Genomic DNA, 22,874 nt, shown 5'->3' on the forward strand with positions numbered 1-22,874 from the left:
ATGAACGACACTTTGTACGGCCTGATCGAGCAAAGAATTCTGGTACTCGACGGGGCCATGGGCACCATGATCCAGAGACATGGCCTCAAGGAAGAGGATTTCCGGGGCGAGCGTTTCGCCTCACACGAACATCCGCTGAAGGGCAACAACGATCTTCTCGTCATCACCCGGCCCGACATTATCCGCGCACTGCACTGCGAGTTCCTCGACGCGGGCGCAGACATTGTCGAAACCTGCACCTTCAACGCCAACCCGATCTCGCAGGCCGACTACCATTTGCAGCACCTCACCAAAGAGCTGAACATCGCGGCGGCGAAAGTTGCGCGTTCGGCGGCGGACGAGTTCACCGCGAAGACCCCCGACAAACCGCGCTTCGTGGCCGGTTCCATCGGGCCAACCAACAAGACCCTTTCGCTCTCGCCGGACGTGAACAACCCCGGCTTCCGCGCCGTCACCTTCCAGGAGGTGGTGGACAACTACACCGCCCAGCTCGAAGGCTTGCACGAAGGCGGCGTCGACTTGCTACTCGTCGAGACGGTGTTTGACACGCTGAACTGCAAGGCGGCACTCTACGCCATCGAGGAGTACGCCGCGAAAACCAGCTGGAAGGTGCCCGTGATGGTCTCCGGCACGGTGGTTGACGCGAGCGGACGCACCCTTTCGGGCCAGACCACCGAGGCGTTCTGGATTTCGATTTCGCACATGCCGAGCCTTCTTTCGGTCGGCTTGAACTGCGCACTCGGCTCGAAGCAGATGCGCCCCTTCATCGAAGCGCTCTCCAACATCGCGGAAAGCTACGTCAGCGTCTATCCCAACGCCGGCCTGCCGAACGAGTTCGGCGAGTACGACGACTCTCCAGAGTACATGGCCGCGCAGATTGCCGGTTTCGCTAAATCGGGCTTCGTGAACATCGTCGGCGGCTGCTGCGGCACCACACCGACGCACATCCGCGCCATCGCCAACGCGGTCAAGAACCTCAAACCGAGGAAACGTCCCGTCAACCAGCATGTGCTGAAGCTCTCCGGCCTCGAACCGCTCGTGGTGGACGAAACCACAGGCTTCATCAACGTCGGCGAGCGCACCAACGTCACCGGTTCGCGCAAGTTCGCCCGCCTTATCAAGGAGGGCAACTACGACGAAGCGCTCTCCATCGCCCGCCAGCAGGTCGAAAACGGCGCGCAGGTGATCGACGTGAACCTCGACGAAGGCATGCTCGACTCCGAAAAGGTAATCGTCGAGTTCCTGAACCTCATCGCCTCCGAGCCGGAGATCGCCAAAGTGCCGGTGATGATCGACTCGTCGAAGTGGGCGGTCATCGAGAACGGTCTGCGCTGCACCCAGGGCAAGAGCATTGTCAACTCCATCAGCCTCAAGGAGGGCGAGGAGCTGTTCAAAGAACGCGCCCGCAAGATCATGCAGTACGGCGCGGCCACGGTGGTGATGGCGTTCGACGAGCAGGGCCAGGCCGACAGCCTGCACCGCCGCATCGAGATTTGCAGCCGCGCCTACAAGATTCTGACCGAGGAAGTGGGCTTCCCGCCGGAGGATATCATCTTCGACCCGAACGTGCTGACCGTGGCCACCGGCATCGATGAGCACAACAACTACGCGCTCGACTTCATCGAAAGCGTGCGCTGGATCAAGCAGAACCTGCCCCACGCAAAGGTGTCGGGCGGCATCAGCAACGTCTCGTTCTCCTTCCGCGGCAACGAGCCGGTGCGCGAAGCGATGCACACCGCGTTCCTCTACCACGCCATCCACGCCGGTCTCGACATGGGCATCGTCAACGCCGCCCAGCTCGGCATCTACGAAGACATCGACCCCGAGCTGCTCGTCTATGTCGAGGACGTGCTCTTGAACCGCCGCGACGACGCCACCGAGCGGCTCGTAGCGTTCGCCGAAACGATCCGCGACGGCGGCGAAAAGGCCGAAGCCAAGACCGCCGAGTGGCGCAACGCCCCGGTCGAGGAGCGGCTGAAACACGCGCTAGTCAAAGGCATCGTTGACTACATCGACGAAGACACCGAGGAGGCGCGCCAGCTCTATCCGAGTCCGCTGGAGGTAATCGAAGGCCCACTCATGAACGGCATGAACCACATCGGCGACCTCTTCGCCGAGGGCAAGATGTTCCTGCCGCAGGTGGTCAAGAGCGCCCGCGTCATGAAGCGCGCGGTGGCCGTGCTGGTGCCCTACATCGAGGAGGAGAAGGCGAAAAGCTGCGACACGAGCGCCAAGGCGAAGGTGCTGCTCGCCACGGTCAAGGGCGACGTGCACGACATCGGCAAGAACATCGTCTCGGTGGTGCTCGCCTGCAACAACTTCGACGTCGTTGACATCGGCGTCATGATGCCGTGCGACAAGATTCTCGATGCGGTGGTCAAGGAGAAGCCCGACGTGCTCGGCCTCTCCGGCCTCATCACCCCGTCGCTCGAAGAGATGGCGCACGTGGCCAGGGAGATGGAGCGACTCGGCATGAAGATTCCGCTCATCATCGGCGGCGCGACCACCTCGAAAGTGCACACGGCTGTCAAGCTCGCGCCTTGCTACCCCAGCGGCGCGGTGGTGCACGTGCTCGACGCCTCACGCAGCGTGCCGGTGGTCAGCAACCTCTGCAACCCCGCCCAGCGCGACAGCTACATCGCGGCGCTCAATGCGGAGCAGGAGGCAATGCGCAAGAGCCACGCCGAGCGCACGGCGGCCAAAAAGTATGTCTCGCTCGACGCCGCCCGCGACAACCGCCTCGCGATTGACTGGGAGGCCGAAACCATCGATAAACCCGCCCAGCCCGGCGTTACCGTGCTGGAGGATGTCACCGTCGGCGTGCTCCGCCCCTACATCAACTGGACGCCCTTCTTCCGGAGCTGGGAACTGCACGGTGTTTATCCGCAGATTCTGGATGATGAAAAGGCAGGCGAAGAGGCAACCAAACTCTTCAACGACGCCAACGCTCTGCTCGACCGCATTGAGAGCGAAAAGCGCCTCGGCATCAAGGGCGTGGCGGGCATCTTTCCGGCCAACAGCATTGGCGACGACATTTTCGTCTATGCCGACGACGAGCGCTCGATGATCCGCACCGTGCTGCACACCCTGCGCCAGCAAGGCGAAAAGCACGGCGAAGCCAACCTTGCGCTGGCGGACTTCGTGGCCCCGCGCGAAAGCGGCGTCAACGACTGGATCGGCTGCTTCACGGTGACTGCCGGACTCGGCATCCAGAACCTGTTGCAGGAGTTCGCCGATGCGCAGGACGACTACCACCGCATCATGACGCAGGCCCTCGCCGACCGACTCGCCGAAGCGTTCGCCGAAATGTTGCACGAAAAAGTGCGCCGTGAACTCTGGGGCTACGCCTCCGGCGAAATCCTCGGCAGCGAAGAAGAACTCATCGCCGAGCAATACCGAGGCATCCGCCCCGCCCCCGGCTACCCCGCCTACCCGGATCACACCGAAAAGGCCACCATCTTCGACCTGCTTAATGCCGAGGCGGCAACAGGCGTGACGTTGACGGAGACCTTCGCGATGAACCCCGCAGCCTCAGTCTGCGGCCTCTACTTCGCCAATCCTGCCGCGAAGCACTTCGCACTCGGCAAAATTGGCAAGGATCAGGTCGAAGACTACGCCAACCGCAAAGGCATTGAGGTGGATGAAGCTGAGAAATGGCTCGCGCCCGCACTGAACTACGATCCAGCGTAAGGGATTGCCATTGAGAGATTTACATCGAGAGTAAACTCATCGAAATAAAAGCCCCCGACTCAAAACGGGGGCTTTTGTTTTGTAAAACCTCATTCTCACCAAAATTTTTTCCAGCCTCCCCCTGTTCTTGCCATTCTGAACAAAGTGAAGAATCCAGTCTTCTCGAAAAGTCTCAATATTTAACTGACAAATCATGCCTTACCAAAAAACTGGATTCTTTGCCCGACTGCGTCGGACTCAGAATGACAGAAAAGAGACGGGACAACGCTGATCAATTCAACACCGAAACCCATGAAAATCAAATATTTCAAAGACACCGACACCGCCTTCATCCAGCTTCTCGACAAGCCGGTTTTCGAAACACGGGAAATCAGCGACAACGTGCTGATCGACGTCGATGAAGAGGGAAATCTGGTCAGCATGACCGTCGAGCACGCCAAAGAAAAGAACGGATCATTGGAATTCTCATATCAAGAAATCGCGAAGAAAACTGCTTGAATATTAATCACTGACTTGTATTGGTAACGGAAGCTCTGTTCAATGCGTCACGCTGAAGTTCCAATACCAAAGAGTGCATCAAAAAGCCCTCCTTATTTCATCAACAAAACACATTCTCTCCAACTTGAAACCCCTATCACTACTTATCAATCTGTCGCAGAATCTCGCTCAGCGAGGCGGCGGCAGTGAGCTTTTCTTCGTCGGTGGCGGCGTTGTAGAAGCGGATGATCGCCTGGCCGCCGATGCTGATCGTGGGGTACTCCTTCCGGGCGAGCATCGGCATGACGGAGAGAAATTGCGCGACCACCTCCCGCTCCATCCCGTTGATCCGCGCGATGAGCTCACCGGCGATACTGTTCCACGCCTCCGCGCCGAGACCGGCAACATACGCCGCGCTCTGCACCGCGCCGTACTGAAAGCCCACCACCGCGAACACAACATCCTGATTCGTACTCTTTTCAAGTCCTGCGGGACACTGGCCGATCGCTTCGGCAAGAAATTGCAGCGCGAGCTTCGTTACCGATTCGAGGCTATTCTCAGGATTGTCGTGCATTGGTTGTGTGGCTTGTGAGTTGACATGTTATGCCCTGAATAAACAGAACGTTTTGATTGTTGTGAACCTTACTCCGCGAACGCCGCTTGCAGATTCGCGATATACCGGCCGATCTTTTGCGTGAAGGAGACATTTCGATGAAGGGGCGAAAGAAGGAATTGCAGAAATCCAGGGAAATCGACCTCGAGCGTGCCTTTGGTGTGAAGCTGAACTTTCGTACCGGTTTCGGCAGCTTCGAGGCGCCAGTGGCCTTCGACCTGAGCATTGCTCTCGCCCTCGACGGGCACCCAGTCCACACTCATCGTCGCACGATCGCTGCGATAGGTGCAGGCATAGATGGTCTGCTGGAGAGTGTAATCACCAATGGCGATCTTCTCCATGATCCAGCGGAAGGCGTTGCTGCCAAGCGGTTCAAGCTTTTCTGCATCGGGGAAATACGAATCGGAGCGGGGCACATCGGAAAGAAGTGCGAAAACCTTCTCAGGCGAGGCTGAAGTCTCGAATTGCTTCGAGACTCCAATGGTGACGGAAAATGGCATGGGGGCGCGATGGCTTGAGGTTCCGGGCAAACAGGCTATCGCGTAGCCTCCTCTACACTGCGGCTCCATTTGTCGCTGTTGAGGGCATCGAGCAACTCTTTGTCTCTGTCGTAGATGTCATCCCTGAAGCCGATTTTGTTTCCATCGGCAAAAGCGGTCTGGTAAAAGAAATAGACCGGAACCTTGACCGTAAGAGGTATCGTGCGCGTCTTGCCGGTATCGATGGCGGCCTTGATCTTCGACAGGCTCCAATTTTCCGAATCACGCATCAAATACTCGGCAAGTTCGTAAGGCCGGTCAACCCTGACGCATCCGTGGCTGTAAGCGCGATAGCTTCGCTCAAACAGCGGTTTGGTCGGCGTGTCGTGCATGTAGACATTGAAACGGTTGGGCATGTTGAACTTGATTCTGCCCAGCGCGCCGTCATCACCTGAAGCCTGAACCAGCCGGTACGGAAATCCACCATCGCTGTACCAGTTGACCCGGGACGGATCAACCGGCTTGCCATTGCTGTCCACAACAGTCAACTGGTACTTTGCGAGGTAGCCGACATCCTTCCTGATGGCGGGAATGGCCTCCTTCGCAAGAATTCCGGGCGGAATGACCCAGTGGGGATTGAAAATGACAGATTGAATCTGGGCAGCAAAAATCGGCGTCTGTGTGTTGGGCTTTCCGACGATAACCCGTGACGTCCAGCGCACCTCGTTGTCCTTGACGTATTCAACCGAGAATGCCGGAATATTCACCATCACATACGTGCGGCCCAGAATGCCGTCATACCAGCGCTCCCGTTCGAGATTGACGCGAATCTGATTGGCCCGCAACTCAGCCGGATAGTTCATGGCATTAAGCGTTTCGATGCCTATGATGCCGTCAGCTGACAGTCCGTGACTTTGCTGAAAGGCCCGCACGGCATCGAACAGCTCCTGGGTATACACCCTGTCGGGAGGAATGGGCGGCGCTAGCGGGGCGCCGGTGGCCGAGGAATCAGCTGGCAAGGGCTTGATCGACGACAGTGGCGCGTCGGGCGAAAGGTCGCCGGAGAGGATGAGGCGCTGGCGGACAAGCGGCATACGTTTGTCTACCTGACCGACCTTTTCGATGTTCGGACCCTGGTACACCGGCTGCCATCCGCCGTTTTCAGCGATCTTCCGGTAGCGTAAAAGATTTTTGCGCAGAAGCACATACTTGGGAGACGGATTCCTCAACACCGCGATCATCTCGGGAAACTTGCTACCCATGACCGCCGACATCAGCATCTGGTCATAGTTTGTGGCTGGCTTGGGGACCGGGATGTTCCAGTTCGAATCGAGCGCCCCGGGCATAACCTTGCCGAAGCGCAGGTGCGACATCAGCGAAAACAGGGCATCGGTCATCAAAAGATCGGCCTTCGCTTTCAATGCCGGCGATCCGGGAGGATTTGCCGCAAATTCCTTGATCTGGCCGTAATGGTAATCGGAGGGATTGAGCCCATCACTTCCACACTCGCCGATAATCTCGACAAGGCGGGCAATAGCCTTGCGATTGGTCCATGCGGCACGATAATTCAGCGCCTTGTAAAACCGTTGCAGCTGGCCATCAATTTCAATGCGGCTAGAAGAGGAAGTCGCATCCAGGCGGTTAAGACGGCCGAGATAACTCTTCAGATACGTATTGACCGTCTGTTCCGGAGGAAGTTCACGGGTTCCGGTGCTGTCAGCTGCATAGGCCTGAACAGGCGATACCATGCTGACGACCGGCATCAGCGCAAACCAGAGCAATACGAAAGGAAACATTAATAAGAGAGTAAAAGCTTATGCTGGATTTTGTCCCTTCACTCTGCCGAGCGCGAGTTCAGGATTGAGCACAACCGACCGGGATGCATAGCCCTGGTCTTTGTGATAAATGAAGAGGCACGAGCCATCCTTGATAAGATCGATCAGGTCGAAACACCGCTCCATCGACACGGCTGGGCACCCGAGGCTGCGACCGAGGTGACCGGTACGGCTGATGTAATCCTCGGAAACATAGTCTGCGCCGTGCATGACGATGCTTCGCATCTCGGCATTGTCGTTGATTCCCTGGTCAAGCCCTTTCAGAACAAGGGAGTAGCCGTTTTTCCCGGTGTAGGTGCATCCCGTAAGATAGAAGCCGATACTGCTCTGGTTCGAACCCGGCTGGTTAGAGAAGCTGGTCGCCATGACATCACCGCTCCCCCTACCGTGTGCGACCAGGTCAGAGCGAAGAATCCTGCCGATTCTGACATCGATGATGTACAGGCGCTTGACATCAGAAGGCTTGCTGAAATCAATCAGCGTTATAACGTCTTTGCGACGGAGTTGCCCCTCGCAATAGAGGTTCCAGTATCCCTTCAAGGCGAGCTTGAGCGCCTCCGGGTCAATATTATTTTCCTCTTTGATGGATTGCATCACTGCGGTAATCCAACGGTTCTCCGGCGAATCGTCAGCCGGAATGGCGCGGCTGGCCACGGGCAAAGCCATGAACAGCATCAGCGTCAATGCGATTCCTCTTTTTTTCATACACATATCCTCATTGCGCAGGAAATGAGCCCGCGTCATAGTGATCGTTGAGTCGGTTCATAAAACCAGCGGCATACAGACAGGAAAGGAAGGAATCGATCATGCTTCTGCTCTATGGCCGTCGTGCATGAGAAGTCCGGCTGGCTTTTTTATAAAACTCAGTAAAGATAAAGTTTTTTCGTTGCGGCAAAAAGGTCACGGCACATGAAGCGTCCCGACGCGCCATTCAGCGTTTGATGCCTGAATGGCTCTGAAACTGCACTTCAGCATCAGCGATGCGTGAATTCAACCTGATCCGCAGCCTTGCAGGCCACCAGTTGAACATGAGAATGCTCATTGACTCCCATATCGATACCCAGGCCGCAATGGTCACCCCTTCGACCAGCACCCGTTCGTAAACGAGATCCCGCACATCCGGAATCATGCTTCCGCCAAGCCATAACGAAAGAAAAAGCAATACCATGCCAGAAAGGAAAAAGAGCAGGGATCTCCTCAGAAGCTGCTGCATCGAAGCCGACTCCAGCCCGCGCTGATAGATGAAGAATTTCCTGATGCTGGTTCTGATGCGCTCCTGAAGCTCCTCTGAAGGAACGGCATCGAGCGTAATGCGGATGGTGAAATCGACCCGCCCGATTTCGCGCACGCAGTCGAGCAGGTATGCGGCAAGCTCCTCGTCGAGGTCTTTGCGGTGAAAGGGCGCCTGTTTGTCAAAATCCTCGTACAGCTCCTCCACCTTCGACGCATAGACGTCGATGATAACGCGGCCATCGTCCAGACGGTCGTACCGCTCAAGGATGTCCTTTTTCATAGCCATCACGCATCATTGTCGTGAAAACCGTTGCCGCGCTTCGTATGGAATGGAGAGAGCGAATCTCCGCCGGAAACCCGCTCTCCTCGCGCCCCTACTTCCCGCTCGCCGGGACGAACTGCCAGCGGGAGCTTACTGAAACCGAAAGCTTCTGTTCGCCCGGCTGCACATCGGTAGGCGGAGCGGCTATCGGTGCCTCCGCTTTGAACATAGCGACACGCATCATGGGATATTCGGTCTGCGGCTGGCCGTACTGAAGGTCAAGCAGCGCACCAAGCCGTCCACCGGCAGCGCGGGCAATCACTTCGGCATCGTGCTTCGCGCTCTTCACGGCATTTTCAAGCGCCTGCGTGCGGAAGCTCTCGAAGCGGGACGAGAAGTAGCTGAGTCCATCGACCGTACCCGCGCCCGCGCCGACCACCGCGTCGATCGCGCCGCCAAGTTTACCGAGATCACGCACCACGACCCTGACGACATGCCGGGCTTTGTAGCCCCGAAGCTCACTTTTGCCCGTTGAACTGTTCCACTCCCACTCGGGGCTCACCGTGTAACTCGCTGAAGAGGCATCAGCAGAAGAAATCCCGACCTTGCGCAATGCCTGCTGGAGCGAACTCCAGAGCGTCGCGACCTTTGCCGAGGCTTTGGCCGCATCCTTGTCGGTCGATTCAACTGTCGTCGTGAATTCAGCCGTATCGGGATCGTAGGTTACCGTGCTTGACGCCGATACCGAAATGCCGGTCTCGCCAGCTTGAAGCGAAGTAGCGGGAAAAGCGCAACACAGCAGCGCCAATACCATGATCGTCACATTTCGGAAAGCAAAATAACGTTGCATACAAATCTCCTTTCTGATCGTTGAAAAACAGACTCGAAGAAAAAATAACACTACTCTGGAGAAAACTCAAGCGCACACTTCGCCGATGCAGAACCGCTGGGTGCTGAACTTGCTGAGAAAAGCCGCCACCGATCCGTCCGGTCGCTCGACCATCACCGCGCCATCCTGCCATGGGCCGTTCTCCGCTGCCCACCGGCTGCCGGGGGGATCGCCCTGGTTCTGATGGATATTGTGCACCCCTTTGCCATTGCGGAACGGCTCGCCGAAGACAAAAATTCTGCGCCCGCGCCGCAGCAGCGGCTCGAGGTCGCGAAAAGCGTCGTGCCCGGTGCCATACTTCCAGCAATACTTGCCCGCCGCCGCCTCGCGCCCGGCGCGGACGCACTCCGCCGACGGCCCGAGCCACTCACTCCGGTAGTAATCGAGCGCCCCGCTGTCCTCGTCCATGGCGATGCTGTACCAACCGTCCTCGCGCTCTTTCAGCGACGCCGCCCGCTCCTGCGGTAACTCGACCGTCTTCCACTGAATGCCGTCACGATGATGCTTGCTGTCGAGATCGACCACACAGCGATAGACGGCAGCCCGCGCCCGCACCAGAAGCGAACAGTGGTAGTAGTGCGTTTCATCCTGCCGGTTATCGCAGCCATACCGGAGCAGCGACCCCGCAAGAACGCCATAACCGTCAAACAGTGGCATGAGCGAAAAAATCGGGTTGAGAAAAGAGATACAGCCAAGTGCGCGGCACTGTTATCAAGTTAGGATTCCTGCCTTTACCGCCCAAACCGGAGCGCATGACAAGTGTTTCCGTTTTTTGCGATAACCGGTGGCAGTTGATACTTTGACTGTCAGAGTCCGTCCGATTTCTCTCAATCCCTGAAACAATCCGATTATGACACGCACTCGTTCCATCGATGAAGAGGCCGTCGCCACCATCAGGCTTCTGGCGGTCGATATGGTAGAAAAGGCCAAATCGGGCCATCCCGGACTGCCGCTCGGCGCGGCTCCGATGGCCTACACGCTCTTCACGAAAATCATGCGGTTCAACCCCGCCAATCCGGAGTGGCCGAACCGCGACCGCTTCGTGCTCTCGGCGGGCCACGGCTCGGCGCTGCTCTACGCCATGCTGCACCTGTGCGGCTACGGCCTCGGCATGGATGAGCTGAAGCAGTTCCGGCAGCTCGGCAGCCGCACACCGGGACACCCCGAATATGGACACACGCCGGGCGTCGAAACGACCACCGGCCCGCTCGGCCAGGGTATTGCCACCGCCGTCGGCATGGCTGCCGCCGAACGCTTCCTCGCCGCCAAACTCAACACGTTGGAACGGCCGCTCATCGACCACTTCACCTACGTCATCTGCGGCGACGGCGACCTCATGGAGGGCATCAGTTCGGAGGCCTCGTCACTGGCAGGCCACCTCAAGCTCGGACGCCTCATCTGCCTCTACGACAGCAACCACATCAGCATCGAAGGCTCGACCAGCCTGGCCTTCACGGAGGATGTCGCCCGCCGCTACGAGGCCTACGGCTGGCACGTCCTGTCGCACATCGACGGCAACGACCTTGCGGCCATCGAGCAAGCGGTGCGCGACGCGCAGGAGATCGACGACCGGCCATCAATGATCATCGTCAACACCACCATCGGCTACGGCAGTCCGCACAAGCAGGGCACCGCTTCAGCACACGGCGAGCCACTCGGCCCGGAAGAGACAAAGCTGGTCAAGCAGGCGTTCGGGTTTGATGAAAATGAATCGTTCGTCGTGTCGGAAGCGGTGTACGCCCACTTCCGCGAGCTGGCCAAGCGCGGTGCGACGCTCGAAGCCGAATGGCAAGCGCGGTGGCAAGCGTTTGAGCGTGACGAGCCTTCGCTCGCCTCGGCAATCTCCGACCTGCTCGCGGGCCGATTCCCGGAAGCGTGGCTGCCGGATGCGCCGGAGTTCGCGGCGGGCGAAAAGCTCGCCACGCGGCAGGCATCGAAAAGCGTGCTTGCCAAAATCGTAGAAAAGGCGCCACTGCTAGCGGGCGGCTCGGCTGACCTGGCCCCGTCGAACGGCACGCTCCTCGGAGCCGCTTTCGAGGCTGGAAGCTACGGCGGCTCGACCTTCCATTTCGGCGTCCGGGAGCACGCAATGGGCGCGCTTGTCAACGGCATGGCGCTGTCAAAAATGATGATTCCGTACGGCGCAACCTTCCTCGTCTTTGCCGACTACATGAAGCCCGCGCTGCGCCTGGCCGCAATGATGCAGTCCCCCTCGATCTTCATCTTCACCCACGACAGCATCGGCCTCGGCGAAGACGGCCCGACCCACCAGCCCGTCGAGCAGCTCGCCATGCTCCGCGCCATGCCGGGCTTCGACGTGTATCGCCCGGCGGACGCCAACGAAACGGCAGCGGCCTGGCTGCTCGCGCTGAAGCGCCGGAAACCGGCAGCGCTCGTGCTAACGCGCCAAGGGTTGCCTGTGCTCGAAGACGTTGACAGAGGTATTCGGGACGGCGTAGCGAGGGGCGGTTATGTGCTTGCGGATTGGCCAGATAACGCCGACGACACCCGGCGGGTCATCATCGTGGCCACCGGCTCCGAGGTGCATCCGGCGCTTGAAGCGAAGGCGCTGATCGAAAAAGAGGGATTCGCCGCGCGGGTGGTCTCGATGCCGTCGCGAGAGCTGTTCGCCGAGCAACCGGCAGAGTACCGTGACGCCGTGCTGCCACCCTCGGTTCGAGCGCGCGTCGTCGTCGAAGCCGCTGCAACCTTCGGCTGGCACGACATTTCGGGCGACGGCTGCGCGGTGATCGGCATCGACCGCTTCGGCATGTCGGCCCCCGGCCCGCAGGTGATGGAGCACTTTGGCTTCACCGCCGCCAACATAACCGCCCGCGCCCTTGAACTGCTGAACCGGAAATGAACACCATGGCACACTGGATCAGCGAGCCGCTCGACGCGCTTCTCGAAAAAGCGGTCGCCTTCATCACCGACACTGCTTATCAGGCAGTCGCCGAACGGGGCCGCTTCACGCTGGTGCTCTCGGGCGGCAACACGCCGCGAGCGCTCCACAAGCAGCTCGCCAAAGGCATCCGCGAAGAGCGCTACCTCGAACTCGGCTACAAGCTGCCCGCCGACGTACGCCGCTGCACCCGCGATCCGGAAGTGATCGTGCCGCCCTGGGCGCACACCCTGCTCTTCCAGGGCGACGAGCGCTACCTGCCGCCAAGCCACCCCGACAGCAACTACGGCATGGCCCGCGAAACGCTCATCCGCAACATCTGCGTCAAAGCGTCGAACATCCACCGGATGCCAACCGAATCGGGCAACCCACAGGCGGACGCCCGCAGCTACGAATCGCTGCTCCGTGGCCTGTTCCGCAAACACGCCAGCGACGACGCCCCGCCCTCATTCGACCTCATCCTCCTCGGCCTCGGCGACGACGGCCACACCGCATCCCTCTTCCCCGGCGACCACAAATCGCTCGACGAAAAAGAGCGCTGGGTCATCGCCATCGATGCCCCCAACGGCAAACCGCCCGGAATGAGGCTGACGCTGACCTTGCCGGTTATCAACGAAGCCAGGAACGCCCTCTTCCTCATCCCGCCGTCGAGATACGACTTCGCCCGCTCGATCAGCAACGGCGAGAGGCCAGAGTTGCCTGCGGGGATGGTTAGGCCAAGGAGTGGGAATGTGTGGTGGTTTGTGGAAGGGGGATAGAACTCAAAACACCCTCAATGACATTTTTTAGTGTTAGTTCTTTTTAGACTTCGGCTCCCCTATTCAGGCGGGATTCATCCCGCCGGACATTTCGGCTTTTGCATTCATGTTGCCCCGGACTTTAGTCCGGGGAAGAGAGAGCCTCTGCCCATATGGGCTTCAGCCCAATTTCTTACAACGGCGGCGATTGCAATTTTTTGTCGCAGAGGCAATTGAAATGGCAATATAAGCCTGAGTGTCCATGTCAGAACATTCAAAATCCTCCCCCCACCTTCCTCACCCGTAAATCCGCGACGATTCCGGCCCCCAGCTATGCACAGGATATTGCTCCGGAACCTGGCCGTCAATGGAATCTTTCAGGCTGTCGATAATTTCCCACGAGTACTCCACGCTGTCTTTGCGGATGAAGTTCATCTGGTTGCCTTCGATGGCGTCGAGCAGCAGGCGATGGTACGGTGTGAGGCCCTCGCCCTGAAAGGTTCCCCGGTAATCGAACTTCATGAACACCGGATCGGTGATCATCTGCTCGCCGGGGCGTTTCGCGCCGAAGCGGATGGCGACCGTTTCGTCGGGCTGGATGCCAAGCACCACCTGGTTCGGCGTGCAGCACGCCGCGCCACCCGAAGGCCCGTAGTAGTTCTGCGGCGGGCAGCGGAAGGTGATGACGATTTCAGTCACGCTTTTGGCGAGGTTCTTGCCCGCCTTCATGTAGAACGGCACGCCCGACCAGCGCCAGTTGTCGATGTGGAACTTCACGGCGGCGAAGGTCTCAACTTTCGAATCCGGCGCGACATTTTTCTCGCTCTGATACCCCTCGTACTGACCGATCACCACCGAGTCGCGCACGGAATCGGTAGTGAAGTGGCGCACCGAGCGCAGGATTTTGGACTTCTCGTCGCGAATCGAATCGGCGCTGAGATCAACTGGCGGCTCCATTGCGATGGCCGCGAGAAGCTGCAAGCCGTGATTCTGGATGATGTCACGCAAGAGTCCCGACTCCTCGTAGTAAGCGCCGCGATCACGAATGCCGAAATCCTCGGCGATGGTGATCATGACCTGCGCGATATACTGCCGGTTCCAGAGCGGCTCGAAGATGCCGTTGGAGAAGCGGAACACCATGATATTCTGCACAGGCTCCTTGCCGAGGTAGTGGTCGATGCGATAGACCTGCCGCTCCTCGAACACCTCGTCGATGACCCGGTTCAACTCGCGGGCGCTTTCGAGATCGTAGCCGTAGGGCTTTTCGGCGATGATCTTGCGCCACCCGGTGCACGACTGTTCACGCCCGCCCAGCCCGGCCTTGCCGAGACCGCGCACCACGGCGGGTGCGAGGCTCGGCGGTATCGACAGGTAGAACATCAGGTTATGGCAGGTTCGCCCTTTCTCCTCTTCACGCTGAATCTCATCACGCAGCGCTTCGTAGCCCGCCGGATCGTCGAGATCGGAGCGGACATAAAAAAGTCGGCTACAGAAAGCGTCGAGCCGCGCTGCTTCAGCGGCAGCTTCGGGCGAGTGCTCCAACAGGCGCTCGCGAACGAAAGCGCGGAACTCATCGTGGCTTTGCTCCCGCCGCCCGACGCCGATCAGCCGGAACAATTCAGGCATATGCCCCCACCGCGCAAGCTGGAAAACTGACGGGAAAAGCTTGCGCGAGGCCAGGTCGCTGCTCGCGCCGAAGATGACGATGGTGAAATTGTCGAGAGTGCCGCTCATGCTTTGCCCTCCCCGGATTCAGGTGCCTGGAACGCATGACCGCCGAACTCATGCCGCAGCGCCGCGACCACCTTGTCAGAAAAGTTCTCCTCGCTCTGCGAACGGAAGCGCCGGAACAGCGAGCCGGAGATGATCGGCACGGCAACGCCGAGATCAAGGGCCGCCTCGACCGCCCACCGCCCCTCGCCCGAATCGGCCACCTTGCCGCCGAGCCAGCCGAGGTCGTTGTCCTGCGCGAATGCCTTGCCCGCAAGATCCATGAGCCAGCCGCGGATCACCGAACCGTTCGACCAAACCCGCGCCACGTTCTGATTGTTGAGGTCGTAGCCGCTGGCCCGAAGTAGCTCGAACCCCTCGCCGATGGCCTGCATCATGCCGTACTCGATGCCGTTGTGCACCATTTTCACGAAGTGGCCTGAGCCGCTCGCGCCCATGTAGCCGTAGCCGTTCTCGACGCAGAGGTCACGCAGCATCGGCTCGACGTGGTCGTACGCCTCGCGGTCGCCCCCGGCCATCATGCACGCGCCGTGACGAGCGCCGTCCAAACCGCCGCTGGTGCCGATGTCGAGCATCCGAATGCCCTGCTTGCGGAGCTTTTCTGCGCGAGCGACAGAGTCGGTGTAACGGGAGTTGCCGCCGTCAATAACGATGTCACCCGCTTTCAGGAACGGCGTGATTCCATCGATCACCGCATCGACCGGACGGCCTGCGGGCACCATCACCCAGACGACACGCGGTACGGCAAGTTCACCGACCAGATGCTGCAACGAACTGGCTGCCATCGCCCCTTTGGCCGCAATCGCCGCAACCGCTTCCGTTGAAAGATCGAACGCCACCACCTCGTGGCCAAGTTCAAGCAGATGCTCGACCATGTTGAACCCCATCTTGCCAAGACCTACAAACCCTATCTTCATATGAAATCTCCGTTTTTAGGAGTTGTTACCCCCTCCGTTGATTATTGGTTCCGCCCTTCTGTTAACAAGCTGCAAACCCAAGCAACACAGACGAGAAATACGGATTTGCATTCAGAGACTACCTCAAAAAAGTTTCATCGCCAGTAATCTGACGCTGTATTTGATTGTCATTCTGAACGAAGTGAAAAATCCAGCATTCCCGAAAAATCACAATAACTGAATGATCCACAATATCTTGCAAGCCCCCACCGGATTCTTCGTTTGACTTTGTCGAACTCAGAATGACAATAAACGCAAAAATGCGTCCTTCATTCAGAAATGGCTTTTGTACCAGACAGCCTCGGGCAAAGAAACAACGGCCACTAAAAATCATTTGCAACTGACAAACCGATTGTTCAGATTCATTCACTTAACTAATGATTCATCAATGGGCAGTGAAATAGCAAAAACAGAGTTCAGCAAGGAGGATTTCCGGCAGTTTCAGCAGAATCTCAGAAAAGAGACGCGGCTGCTGATGGAGTGGTTTTCCGCTGATACGTTCGAAAACCACCAGGTGATGTGCGGCTTCGAACTCGAAGGGTGGCTTGTCGATCAGAATTGCAATCCGGCAGCACGGAACGAGGAGTTCCTCGCAAAGGTCAACAACCCCCTCGTGGTGGCGGAGCTGTCGAAATACAACTTCGAACTCAACGTTGCGCCCCACCCGCTGAACCGCCAACTCTCCGGATTCCTGCGGGACCAGCTTCAGACGCTCTGGGACGACTGCTCCCGCCATGCGCGTGAAATGGGATGCCAGACCCTGATGACAGGCATTCTGCCAACCTTGCAGGACAGGATGCTGACCCTCCAGAACATGTCGTCGATGCAACGGTTTCACGCCCTGAACCGTGAAATCCTACGCACCAGATCATGCCATCCGCTCAAAATAAACATCGAAGGCCCAAACGACCGGCTGGAGATAGTGCATGATGACGTCATGGCAGAGGCGGCGACCACCTCGCTGCAGATTCACTTTCAGGTTCCGCTCAGCAAAGCCGCTGCATTTTACAACGTCGCGCATGTGCTCTCGGCTCCAATGGCCGCCCTCTCGGCCAACTCGCCATTCCTGTTCGGCAGAGAGCTGTGGGACGAAACCCGCATTCCGCTCTTTGAGCAGGCCGTGCACACCCCGTCGTTCGTCGATCTCTCCGGCAGGCCGGTTTCGCGCGTCACCTTCGGTCGCGATTATGTGCGCGATTCGCTGAAGGAGGTGTTCCTCGAAAATCTCGACGGATTCCCGGTGCTCCTGCCGGTCACTTTCGACCACGATCCCGGCATGATGCACCATCTGCGGCTGCACAACGGCACCATCTGGCGCTGGAACCGTCCTCTGATCGGCTTCGGCGAAAATGGACGCCCGCACCTGCGCATCGAACACCGGGTTCCGGCGGCGGGGCCGTCGATTTCCGACGTCATCGCCAACATCCTCTTTTTCTATGGCACGATGCTCTACCTTCAACCGGAGGTTCCGCAGAGCTCCATATCGTTTGAACAGGCGCGAGCGAATTTCTACGCCGCCGCCCGCTCCGGCCTCGACGCACAAGTCAGATGGACGTCGGGCGATTCGATGCCCGTCGAGACGCTCATTTTGCAGCACCTGATTCCCGGCGCGATTCTGGCGCTCGCCGCGGCGGGATTCGGTAGTAGTGACCTGCGCTACTACCTCGTCGATATTCTGGCGCAGCGGGTGGCTTCGCGCCGCAACGGCGCATGGTGGCAGAAGGCCTTCGTCAAAAAGCACGGCCCCGACTTCAAGATGCTGACGCAGGCGTACCTCGAAAACCAGAACCTCGGCACTCCCGTCCACGAATGGAGCATCTGAACCACCTCCCTGTTCCGGCGCTCCACCGCCTGGAGCGTCTGCCCGAAGGCTTCACCGACACGCCAGTCGAAAAAATCGGCTCTATCCTGCTCGGCCCGTCGCTGATCTGGATCGAGGGCGAACCGGGGCCGCCGCTCTTCGTGTCGATTCTCCTGCACGGCAACGAAACCACCGGCTTCGACGCCACGCAGCGGCTGCTCAAAGCATACGACGCGCCCCGCCGACCGCTGCCGAGGCCGCTGCTGCTTTTCGTAGGCAACGTGGCCGCCGCCGGGCTGGGATTGCGCACGCTCGACGGGCAAGCAGATTACAACCGCATCTGGCATGACGAGCGCTATCCGGAGCACCGGCTGGCGCAGGAGGTGCTGGCGGAAATCGCCAAAGCCTCGCCGCTCGCCGCTATCGACCTGCACAACAACACCGGCAAGAACCCGCACTACGGCTGCGTCAACCGGCTCGACGACGCCACGCTCAGCCTCGCCCGCCGCTTCAGCAAAACCATCGTCTGGTTCACCGAACCGCATGAGGTGATCTCGATCGCTCTGTCACAAATCTGTCCCTCCGTGACGCTCGAATGCGGCGTGTCGGGCAACGCCGCCGGAACAAGTCATGTGGAGCGATACCTCCAAAACTGCCTCGAACTCTCCGCCGAAGAGCTCTTTACGCCACCCCCAAATCATCTCAGCGACCTGTTCCACACCACCGCCAAAATCGTCGTGCGCGATAGGCTGCGCTTGGAATTCGGCGTGTGCGGAAATGAGGCAGATCTCTGCCTGCGCAAAGACCTCGAAACCCTCAACTTCGAGCGCGTCCCCGAAGGCGCGGAGCTGGGAAGCTATCGAGGCAACGCTCCGCCACTCGTGGTGATCGACAACGACGAATGCGACGTCACCAATCGCTACCTCCGCTTCAGCGAAGAGCGGATTTTCACGCGCCTGCCGATCGTCCCCTCGATGTTCACCCGCGACGTGCGCGTCATCATGCAGGACTGCCTCGGTTACATCATGGAACCGTACGAAGTGAAGGGGACAGTTTAAGCGGAGCGGACAGACAGTACCGAATCAGACGGTTCGGGATAGCAATAGTTACAGCTCACTGCCTGGCTTTCGTGGCGATCAGCTCAAGATAACGGTCGATGAGCTTGCCGTTGACTGCCGCCCATGACTTGTCCTCGGCGAAGGCGAGGCCGCGTTCGCGCATGGCGCGGAACAGTTCTCCATCCTGCATGAGTTTTGTGCAGCACTTGTAGAAATCGCTAATGTCACCCGCTTTTGCGACAAAACCACCGCCGGAGCGTTCGACCAGCTCCTGACAGCCACCAACGTCCGACACCACGGCAGGCAGACCGGTAGCAAGCGCTTCGAGCGTCACGTTGCAGAACGCCTCGGTGGTCGAGGGGAAGAGAAAAAGGTCGCCGCTGGCGTAGGCCTCAGGCAGCGCTGTACCGGTGAGGTAACCGGTGAATACCGCATCCGGCATCCGCGCCCGCATCTCTGCCTCCTCGGGGCCGGAGCCGATCATCACGAACCGCACACGCTCGCCAAGCCCCTCCGCCACGAATCGTTCGTAAAGGCTCATCACCACCTCGATATCCTTGTAAAGCACGAAACGACCGGCGTAGATGATGACCGTCCGCCCCTCCGCGTCCCACGCCCGGCGCAGCTTTGCTGAGCGGCGCGACGGGTCGAACAGCTCTTTGTCGATGCCGCGCGACCAGAGTTCCACCTTCTCGATCCCCTTGCCGGTGAGCCGCTCACGGACGCTCTCGTTCGGCGCGAGCGTTACGTCACAGGCGTTGTAGAATTTCCGGAGAAAATTCCAGATCGCCGGTTCTGCGAAGCCGAGATGGTAGTAACTCAGGTAGGAGGGAAAATCGGTGTGATAGGCCGAGCCAACCGGAATGCCTTTTCGTTTGGCGTAGTGCAGAAATTTGCGGCCAACGATGTCGGGGGTCGAGATGTGAACGATATCCGGCGCGAACTCGTCGAGCTGCCGTTCGGTGACGGCATTATAGAAGCCGAGCTTGTAGTCGGGATAGAGGGGAATGGGCACCGACGGCGTCAGGTTGACTGGCACCGAGGCGTTCGCTCCGGGCGTGAAATCGGGCGTCCAGACCACGACCTCGTGGCCATTTTTAATCATGGACGAGACAAGCTGGTAGATCGAGCGGACAGCGCCATCCTTGTCCTTCACATAGGTCCCGGCATACAGGGCTACCTTCATATCGGGGCGGCAAAAAGCTGAAAATCATTGCGTCTGACATATGGAACATCGAGCCGCACAGGCAAAAACCGGCAGACCGTTCCACTCCCATACAGGATGAGTCAAGGTAATATTTCCCTCATAAAAAGCCGCGTTGCCACCGAAGTTTGCACGATCCGCCGACAGGACGCATTACCGGATCGAGGCGATCCTGCCCATCACCGGCTTGACCAGTCTTTTGTAATCGAACCAGGAGAGCCGGAGCAGCTCGCGGTGGGTTCCTGCGTTAAAAACAATATCCCTGCTCTCATCAAGCTCCTCGTCCGCATAGACCGTCAAGCCGTACAGATTGCCAAACGGCGGCATTGCTCCGATTTCACACTCGGGAAAAAGCCCACTGAACGCTGTCTCTTCAGCAAGAGTGACATCGCGTGAGCCACACAGTTCGCGGAGCCGATCGAAATCGAGATGTCGCGAAGCGTGCAAAAGCGCCATGGCCATGTTGCCATCGATGGAAACCATGACCGTCTTGACCAGCTCTTTGCCCGACACATGCGCGGCGGCGGCGATGTCTTGAGCTGTGTAGGCCGGAGAGTGGCTGATGACGAAATACTTAACGTGATGGCTGTCGAGAAACTCCCGTAATCTGCGGATAGGCATTGCATCCTCCTTGGTTTTGTGTTGAACCGCTGATGTTTACAGAGCACAAATTCCAGTCTGTCGAACCGGCAAGGAATGAAAAAATCGGACCGTCATGTCATGGATACCGGAAGGAGCCGGCCATGGACGAGTCGAGAGGAAACAATTCCATTGTACGAAAAAGGGCGGGCCAACGCAAACCGCATGGGCGAACAGCCCCTGAATCTCACCGGTACCCGGCTCGCCAGGCCTCGAGCAAAGGCAGCGCTTCGCGGTAACCCGTGTCGATAATCTCCGGCACTGCGGACATATCGACCAGGCTGAAACGGGAAAGATCGGGAGTGATAACCAGATCGGCTTCGCTGATCTGAATCTGCGAAATAGCACGCATAGCGCTGTAAAAAGCATTAAGCAACAAATCGGGCAAATGCTCTGGCCGCCGGAAGGTGTGGCGGCCAAACAGATCAATGCAAACAATGCGGTTCGCGCCCATCTCCTTGAGCGGAGAGACCGGCACATTCTCGGTCAGCACGCCATCGACCAGCAGCATCTCTCCCTGCTCCACCGGTTTGAAAATGCCGGGAATCGACGAGCTGGCCATCACCGCCGTGGCCACATCACCCTCTCGAAGCACCACCTCGCTTCCGGTGCAGATGTCGGTGGCCACGATAGCGAGCGGAGTCGGAGCATCCTCGATGCGGCGGGTGCCGAGCTGGGCGCGGACGATCTCGCCGAATTTGCGGATCGAAAGCAGACCATAACTGGAGATGGTGAGGCCCGACAAATCAGACCAGTCCAGCTCAAGGGCGACCTTTTCGATCTCCTGCCAGCTTTTACCGAAAGCATGCATCGCCGCGATGAACGAGCCGATGCTGGTGCCAGCGACGCACGCTGCCCTGAAGCCGGTCTCCTCCATCGCCCTGAGCACACCGATGTGCGCCGCGCCAAGCACCACGCCGCCGCCGAAAGCCAGGCCGGTTCGTTCCGATACCTTCTCTGCTGTACTCATAAGTCTATGAAAAGAGGGTGACAATTTTTTTGAGCAAGTGGAACCGGCCCGAACTGTAGGGAGGATAGCGCAAATCCGGATCAGGGAAACCGCCTCGGTCAAGCACGCTCCGCTCCGTGGTGAAGGTCTCAAAGCCGGCCCTGCCATGATAGACACCAATGCCGCTCGCCCCCCTGCCGCCGAAAGGCAGACCATGAATCGAGGCCTGAAAAAGCAGGTCGTTGCAGCAGACGCCTCCGCTCCGGGTGTGCTCGCGCAGATACCGAAGCTCGGCGCGGTCACGGGAAAAAAGATAGACGGCGAGAGGAGCGTCGAGCGACCGGACCATGCCGACAGCCTCCTGAAGCGTCGTGAACGAACGCACTGGCAGCAGCGGTCCGAAAATCTCCTCTTTCAGAAGATCGGAATCCTCCGGAATGTCATGAAGAATCGTCGGAGCGATATAACGCGCTTCCCCGTTCGAGCCGCCCCCTCGACAAGCTTACCCTCGCGCAGCAACGCTTCGAGTCGCTGGAAGTTGCGGGCATCGACGATCCGGCCATAGTCGGCACTCGCCTCCGGATCGGCTCCATAATAAAGTCTGAGCGCCTCTTTCATCAATCCGTGCAACGACTCTTTGACCCCCTCCTGCACCAGCAGGTAGTCAGGCGCCACACAGGTCTGACCGGCATTGAGGAATTTGGCCCACGCGATCCGACGCGCGGCCAGGCGCAGATCGGCCTTTGCGGTCACGATCACCGGGCTTTTGCCACCGAGTTCGAGCGTCACCGGCGTCAGATGGCGCGCCGCCGACTGCATCACCTCACGCCCCTTCCAGCGGCTCCCCGTGAAAAAGAGATAATCGAACCGGTGTTCCAGCAGCCGGGTGGTGAACGCCGCATCGCCTTCAACAACCCTGACCGCTTCAGGATCGACATAAGGCGCCAACTCCGAAGCAAGCAGAGCCGACGTAGCCGGAGCCATCTCCGAAGGCTTCACGACTGAAACGTTACCACCGGCCAGAGCGCCGATGAGCGGAGCGAGGCAAAGCTGCAACGGATAGTTCCATGCGCCGATGATGAGCACGAGGCCAAGAGGATCGCGCTCAACGAAAGCGCGCGCGGGCTGGTAGTGCAGCGGCACGCCGACCTTTTTCGGGCGCATCCAGCGGCGAAGGTGTTTCAGCACGTAACGGATTTCGCTCCTGAGCCACGCGGTCTCGGTCAGCCAGGTCTCGGCGACCGGCTTGCGAAGATCGGCATGAACCGCGGCGGCAATTTCATGTTCCCGTTCACGAAGAAACGCTTCGAGCCCGCGAAGCTGCGCGCGACGCCATTCGAGCGGGCGGGTTTGCCCGCTGTCAAAATAGCGCTGGAGGCCGGCATGGGTTGATGCGTCGTAGGTCATGGGTTCGGTTCG

Annotated in this window: 20 protein-coding genes; 6 read left to right on the forward strand and 14 right to left on the reverse strand. The window is 59.0% G+C overall.

The annotated features are described in order from the left end of the window. Entirely contained in the window at window positions 1–3,690 is a 3,690-nt protein-coding gene (gene metH / locus NY406_RS08655; protein ID WP_260533683.1) for a methionine synthase, read from the forward strand. Between the two features lie 291 nt (window positions 3,691–3,981). Continuing rightward, on the forward strand, window positions 3,982–4,188 hold the full coding sequence (locus NY406_RS08660; protein WP_260533685.1) for a DUF2283 domain-containing protein: 207 nt from the start codon (window positions 3,982–3,984) through the stop codon (window positions 4,186–4,188). A gap of 139 nt (window positions 4,189–4,327) precedes the next feature. On the opposite strand, the gene NY406_RS08665 is transcribed toward NY406_RS08660, so the two are convergent. The 7 genes from NY406_RS08665 to NY406_RS08695 form a co-directional block, all read right to left on the reverse strand. Then, window positions 4,328–4,741 carry a hypothetical protein gene (locus NY406_RS08665; RefSeq protein ID WP_260533687.1) on the reverse strand — a complete coding sequence of 138 codons (414 nt, stop codon included), beginning with the start codon at window positions 4,739–4,741 and terminating at the stop codon, window positions 4,328–4,330. A 68-nt stretch (window positions 4,742–4,809) separates the two neighbouring features. Beyond that, complete coding sequence (locus tag NY406_RS08670; RefSeq protein WP_260533689.1) at window positions 4,810–5,280, reverse strand: SRPBCC family protein; 471 nt, start codon at window positions 5,278–5,280, stop codon at window positions 4,810–4,812. Window positions 5,281–5,315: 35 nt separating this feature from the next. After that, the gene (locus tag NY406_RS08675) at window positions 5,316–7,007 is read right to left on the reverse strand and encodes a murein L,D-transpeptidase (RefSeq protein WP_260533691.1); all 1,692 of its coding nucleotides are present in this window, start codon (window positions 7,005–7,007) and stop codon (window positions 5,316–5,318) included. A gap of 66 nt (window positions 7,008–7,073) precedes the next feature. Further along, a complete protein-coding gene (locus NY406_RS08680; RefSeq protein WP_260533693.1) occupies window positions 7,074–7,799 on the reverse strand; it encodes a murein L,D-transpeptidase catalytic domain family protein in 726 nt (241 codons plus the stop codon). A 226-nt stretch (window positions 7,800–8,025) separates the two neighbouring features. Then, window positions 8,026–8,613, reverse strand: a complete 588-nt coding sequence (locus NY406_RS08685) for a hypothetical protein (RefSeq protein WP_260533695.1) — start codon at window positions 8,611–8,613, stop codon at window positions 8,026–8,028. A gap of 88 nt (window positions 8,614–8,701) precedes the next feature. Then, the gene (locus NY406_RS08690) at window positions 8,702–9,439 is read right to left on the reverse strand and encodes an SIMPL domain-containing protein (protein WP_260533696.1); all 738 of its coding nucleotides are present in this window, start codon (window positions 9,437–9,439) and stop codon (window positions 8,702–8,704) included. Window positions 9,440–9,505: 66 nt separating this feature from the next. Next, window positions 9,506–10,135 carry a YukJ family protein gene (locus tag NY406_RS08695; RefSeq protein ID WP_260533698.1) on the reverse strand — a complete coding sequence of 210 codons (630 nt, stop codon included), beginning with the start codon at window positions 10,133–10,135 and terminating at the stop codon, window positions 9,506–9,508. A 193-nt stretch (window positions 10,136–10,328) separates the two neighbouring features. Here NY406_RS08695 and tkt point away from each other — a divergent pair, with 193 nt between their 5' ends. Together tkt and pgl are read left to right on the forward strand one after the other, a co-directional pair. Continuing rightward, entirely contained in the window at window positions 10,329–12,341 is a 2,013-nt protein-coding gene (gene tkt / locus NY406_RS08700; RefSeq protein ID WP_260533699.1) for a transketolase, read from the forward strand. Between the two features lie 5 nt (window positions 12,342–12,346). Then, entirely contained in the window at window positions 12,347–13,138 is a 792-nt protein-coding gene (gene pgl, locus NY406_RS08705) for a 6-phosphogluconolactonase (RefSeq protein WP_260533701.1), read from the forward strand. 276 nt (window positions 13,139–13,414) lie between these two features. On the opposite strand, the gene zwf is transcribed toward pgl, so the two are convergent. Together zwf and gnd are read right to left on the reverse strand one after the other, a co-directional pair. Further along, complete coding sequence (zwf, locus tag NY406_RS08710) at window positions 13,415–14,851, reverse strand: glucose-6-phosphate dehydrogenase (RefSeq protein ID WP_260533703.1); 1,437 nt, start codon at window positions 14,849–14,851, stop codon at window positions 13,415–13,417. Then, window positions 14,848–15,765, reverse strand: a complete 918-nt coding sequence (gnd, locus tag NY406_RS08715; protein WP_260533705.1) for a phosphogluconate dehydrogenase (NAD(+)-dependent, decarboxylating) — start codon at window positions 15,763–15,765, stop codon at window positions 14,848–14,850. The genes zwf and gnd overlap by 4 nt, the downstream gene beginning before the upstream one ends. Window positions 15,766–16,192: 427 nt before the next feature. On the opposite strand from gnd, the gene NY406_RS08720 reads away from it, so the two are divergent. Together NY406_RS08720 and NY406_RS08725 are read left to right on the forward strand one after the other, a co-directional pair. Beyond that, the gene (locus NY406_RS08720) at window positions 16,193–17,626 is read left to right on the forward strand and encodes a glutamate-cysteine ligase family protein (RefSeq protein WP_260533707.1); all 1,434 of its coding nucleotides are present in this window, start codon (window positions 16,193–16,195) and stop codon (window positions 17,624–17,626) included. Continuing rightward, window positions 17,614–18,663 (forward strand): M14 family metallopeptidase, encoded by a 1,050-nt coding sequence (locus NY406_RS08725; RefSeq protein ID WP_260533709.1) that lies wholly within the window; start codon window positions 17,614–17,616, stop codon window positions 18,661–18,663. The genes NY406_RS08720 and NY406_RS08725 overlap by 13 nt, the downstream gene beginning before the upstream one ends. Window positions 18,664–18,718: 55 nt before the next feature. Here the strand turns inward: NY406_RS08725 and NY406_RS08730 are convergent, their stop codons facing one another. The 5 genes from NY406_RS08730 to NY406_RS08745 all read right to left on the reverse strand — a co-directional run bounded on the left by NY406_RS08730 (window position 18,719) and on the right by NY406_RS08745 (window position 22,862). Then, window positions 18,719–19,849 (reverse strand): glycosyltransferase family 4 protein, encoded by a 1,131-nt coding sequence (locus NY406_RS08730; protein WP_260533711.1) that lies wholly within the window; start codon window positions 19,847–19,849, stop codon window positions 18,719–18,721. 171 nt (window positions 19,850–20,020) lie between these two features. Beyond that, the gene (locus NY406_RS08735) at window positions 20,021–20,488 is read right to left on the reverse strand and encodes an aminoacyl-tRNA deacylase (RefSeq protein WP_260533713.1); all 468 of its coding nucleotides are present in this window, start codon (window positions 20,486–20,488) and stop codon (window positions 20,021–20,023) included. 205 nt (window positions 20,489–20,693) lie between these two features. After that, complete coding sequence (locus NY406_RS08740) at window positions 20,694–21,476, reverse strand: patatin-like phospholipase family protein (protein ID WP_260533715.1); 783 nt, start codon at window positions 21,474–21,476, stop codon at window positions 20,694–20,696. Window positions 21,477–21,480: 4 nt separating this feature from the next. Then, the gene (locus NY406_RS11220) at window positions 21,481–21,918 is read right to left on the reverse strand and encodes an aldehyde dehydrogenase family protein (RefSeq protein ID WP_317618679.1); all 438 of its coding nucleotides are present in this window, start codon (window positions 21,916–21,918) and stop codon (window positions 21,481–21,483) included. Next, a complete protein-coding gene (locus NY406_RS08745) occupies window positions 21,870–22,862 on the reverse strand; it encodes an aldehyde dehydrogenase family protein (RefSeq protein ID WP_317618645.1) in 993 nt (330 codons plus the stop codon). The genes NY406_RS11220 and NY406_RS08745 overlap by 49 nt, the downstream gene beginning before the upstream one ends. Window positions 22,863–22,874: the final 12 nt, after the last annotated feature.

This window comes from Chlorobaculum sp. MV4-Y, from assembly GCF_025244685.1.
Taxonomy (GTDB): Bacteria; Bacteroidota; Chlorobiia; order Chlorobiales; family Chlorobiaceae; genus Chlorobaculum.

Coding starts and splice junctions, on each gene's coding strand:
- NY406_RS08740 (WP_260533715.1), bottom strand. CDS start 21,476: ATGAGTACAGCAGAGAAGGTATCGGAACGAACCGGCCTGGCTTTCGGC.
- NY406_RS08735 (WP_260533713.1), bottom strand. CDS start 20,488: ATGCCTATCCGCAGATTACGGGAGTTTCTCGACAGCCATCACGTTAAG.
- NY406_RS08695 (WP_260533698.1), bottom strand. CDS start 10,135: ATGCCACTGTTTGACGGTTATGGCGTTCTTGCGGGGTCGCTGCTCCGG.
- NY406_RS08660 (WP_260533685.1), top strand. CDS start 3,982: ATGAAAATCAAATATTTCAAAGACACCGACACCGCCTTCATCCAGCTT.
- NY406_RS08685 (WP_260533695.1), bottom strand. CDS start 8,613: ATGGCTATGAAAAAGGACATCCTTGAGCGGTACGACCGTCTGGACGAT.
- zwf (WP_260533703.1), bottom strand. CDS start 14,851: ATGAGCGGCACTCTCGACAATTTCACCATCGTCATCTTCGGCGCGAGC.
- NY406_RS08690 (WP_260533696.1), bottom strand. CDS start 9,439: ATGCAACGTTATTTTGCTTTCCGAAATGTGACGATCATGGTATTGGCG.
- NY406_RS08745 (WP_317618645.1), bottom strand. CDS start 22,862: ATGACCTACGACGCATCAACCCATGCCGGCCTCCAGCGCTATTTTGAC.
- NY406_RS08730 (WP_260533711.1), bottom strand. CDS start 19,849: ATGAAGGTAGCCCTGTATGCCGGGACCTATGTGAAGGACAAGGATGGC.
- NY406_RS08665 (WP_260533687.1), bottom strand. CDS start 4,741: ATGCACGACAATCCTGAGAATAGCCTCGAATCGGTAACGAAGCTCGCG.
- pgl (WP_260533701.1), top strand. CDS start 12,347: ATGGCACACTGGATCAGCGAGCCGCTCGACGCGCTTCTCGAAAAAGCG.
- NY406_RS08725 (WP_260533709.1), top strand. CDS start 17,614: ATGGAGCATCTGAACCACCTCCCTGTTCCGGCGCTCCACCGCCTGGAG.
- NY406_RS08680 (WP_260533693.1), bottom strand. CDS start 7,799: ATGAAAAAAAGAGGAATCGCATTGACGCTGATGCTGTTCATGGCTTTG.
- NY406_RS08670 (WP_260533689.1), bottom strand. CDS start 5,280: ATGCCATTTTCCGTCACCATTGGAGTCTCGAAGCAATTCGAGACTTCA.
- gnd (WP_260533705.1), bottom strand. CDS start 15,765: ATGAAGATAGGGTTTGTAGGTCTTGGCAAGATGGGGTTCAACATGGTC.
- NY406_RS08720 (WP_260533707.1), top strand. CDS start 16,193: ATGGGCAGTGAAATAGCAAAAACAGAGTTCAGCAAGGAGGATTTCCGG.
- tkt (WP_260533699.1), top strand. CDS start 10,329: ATGACACGCACTCGTTCCATCGATGAAGAGGCCGTCGCCACCATCAGG.
- metH (WP_260533683.1), top strand. CDS start 1: ATGAACGACACTTTGTACGGCCTGATCGAGCAAAGAATTCTGGTACTC.
- NY406_RS08675 (WP_260533691.1), bottom strand. CDS start 7,007: ATGGTATCGCCTGTTCAGGCCTATGCAGCTGACAGCACCGGAACCCGT.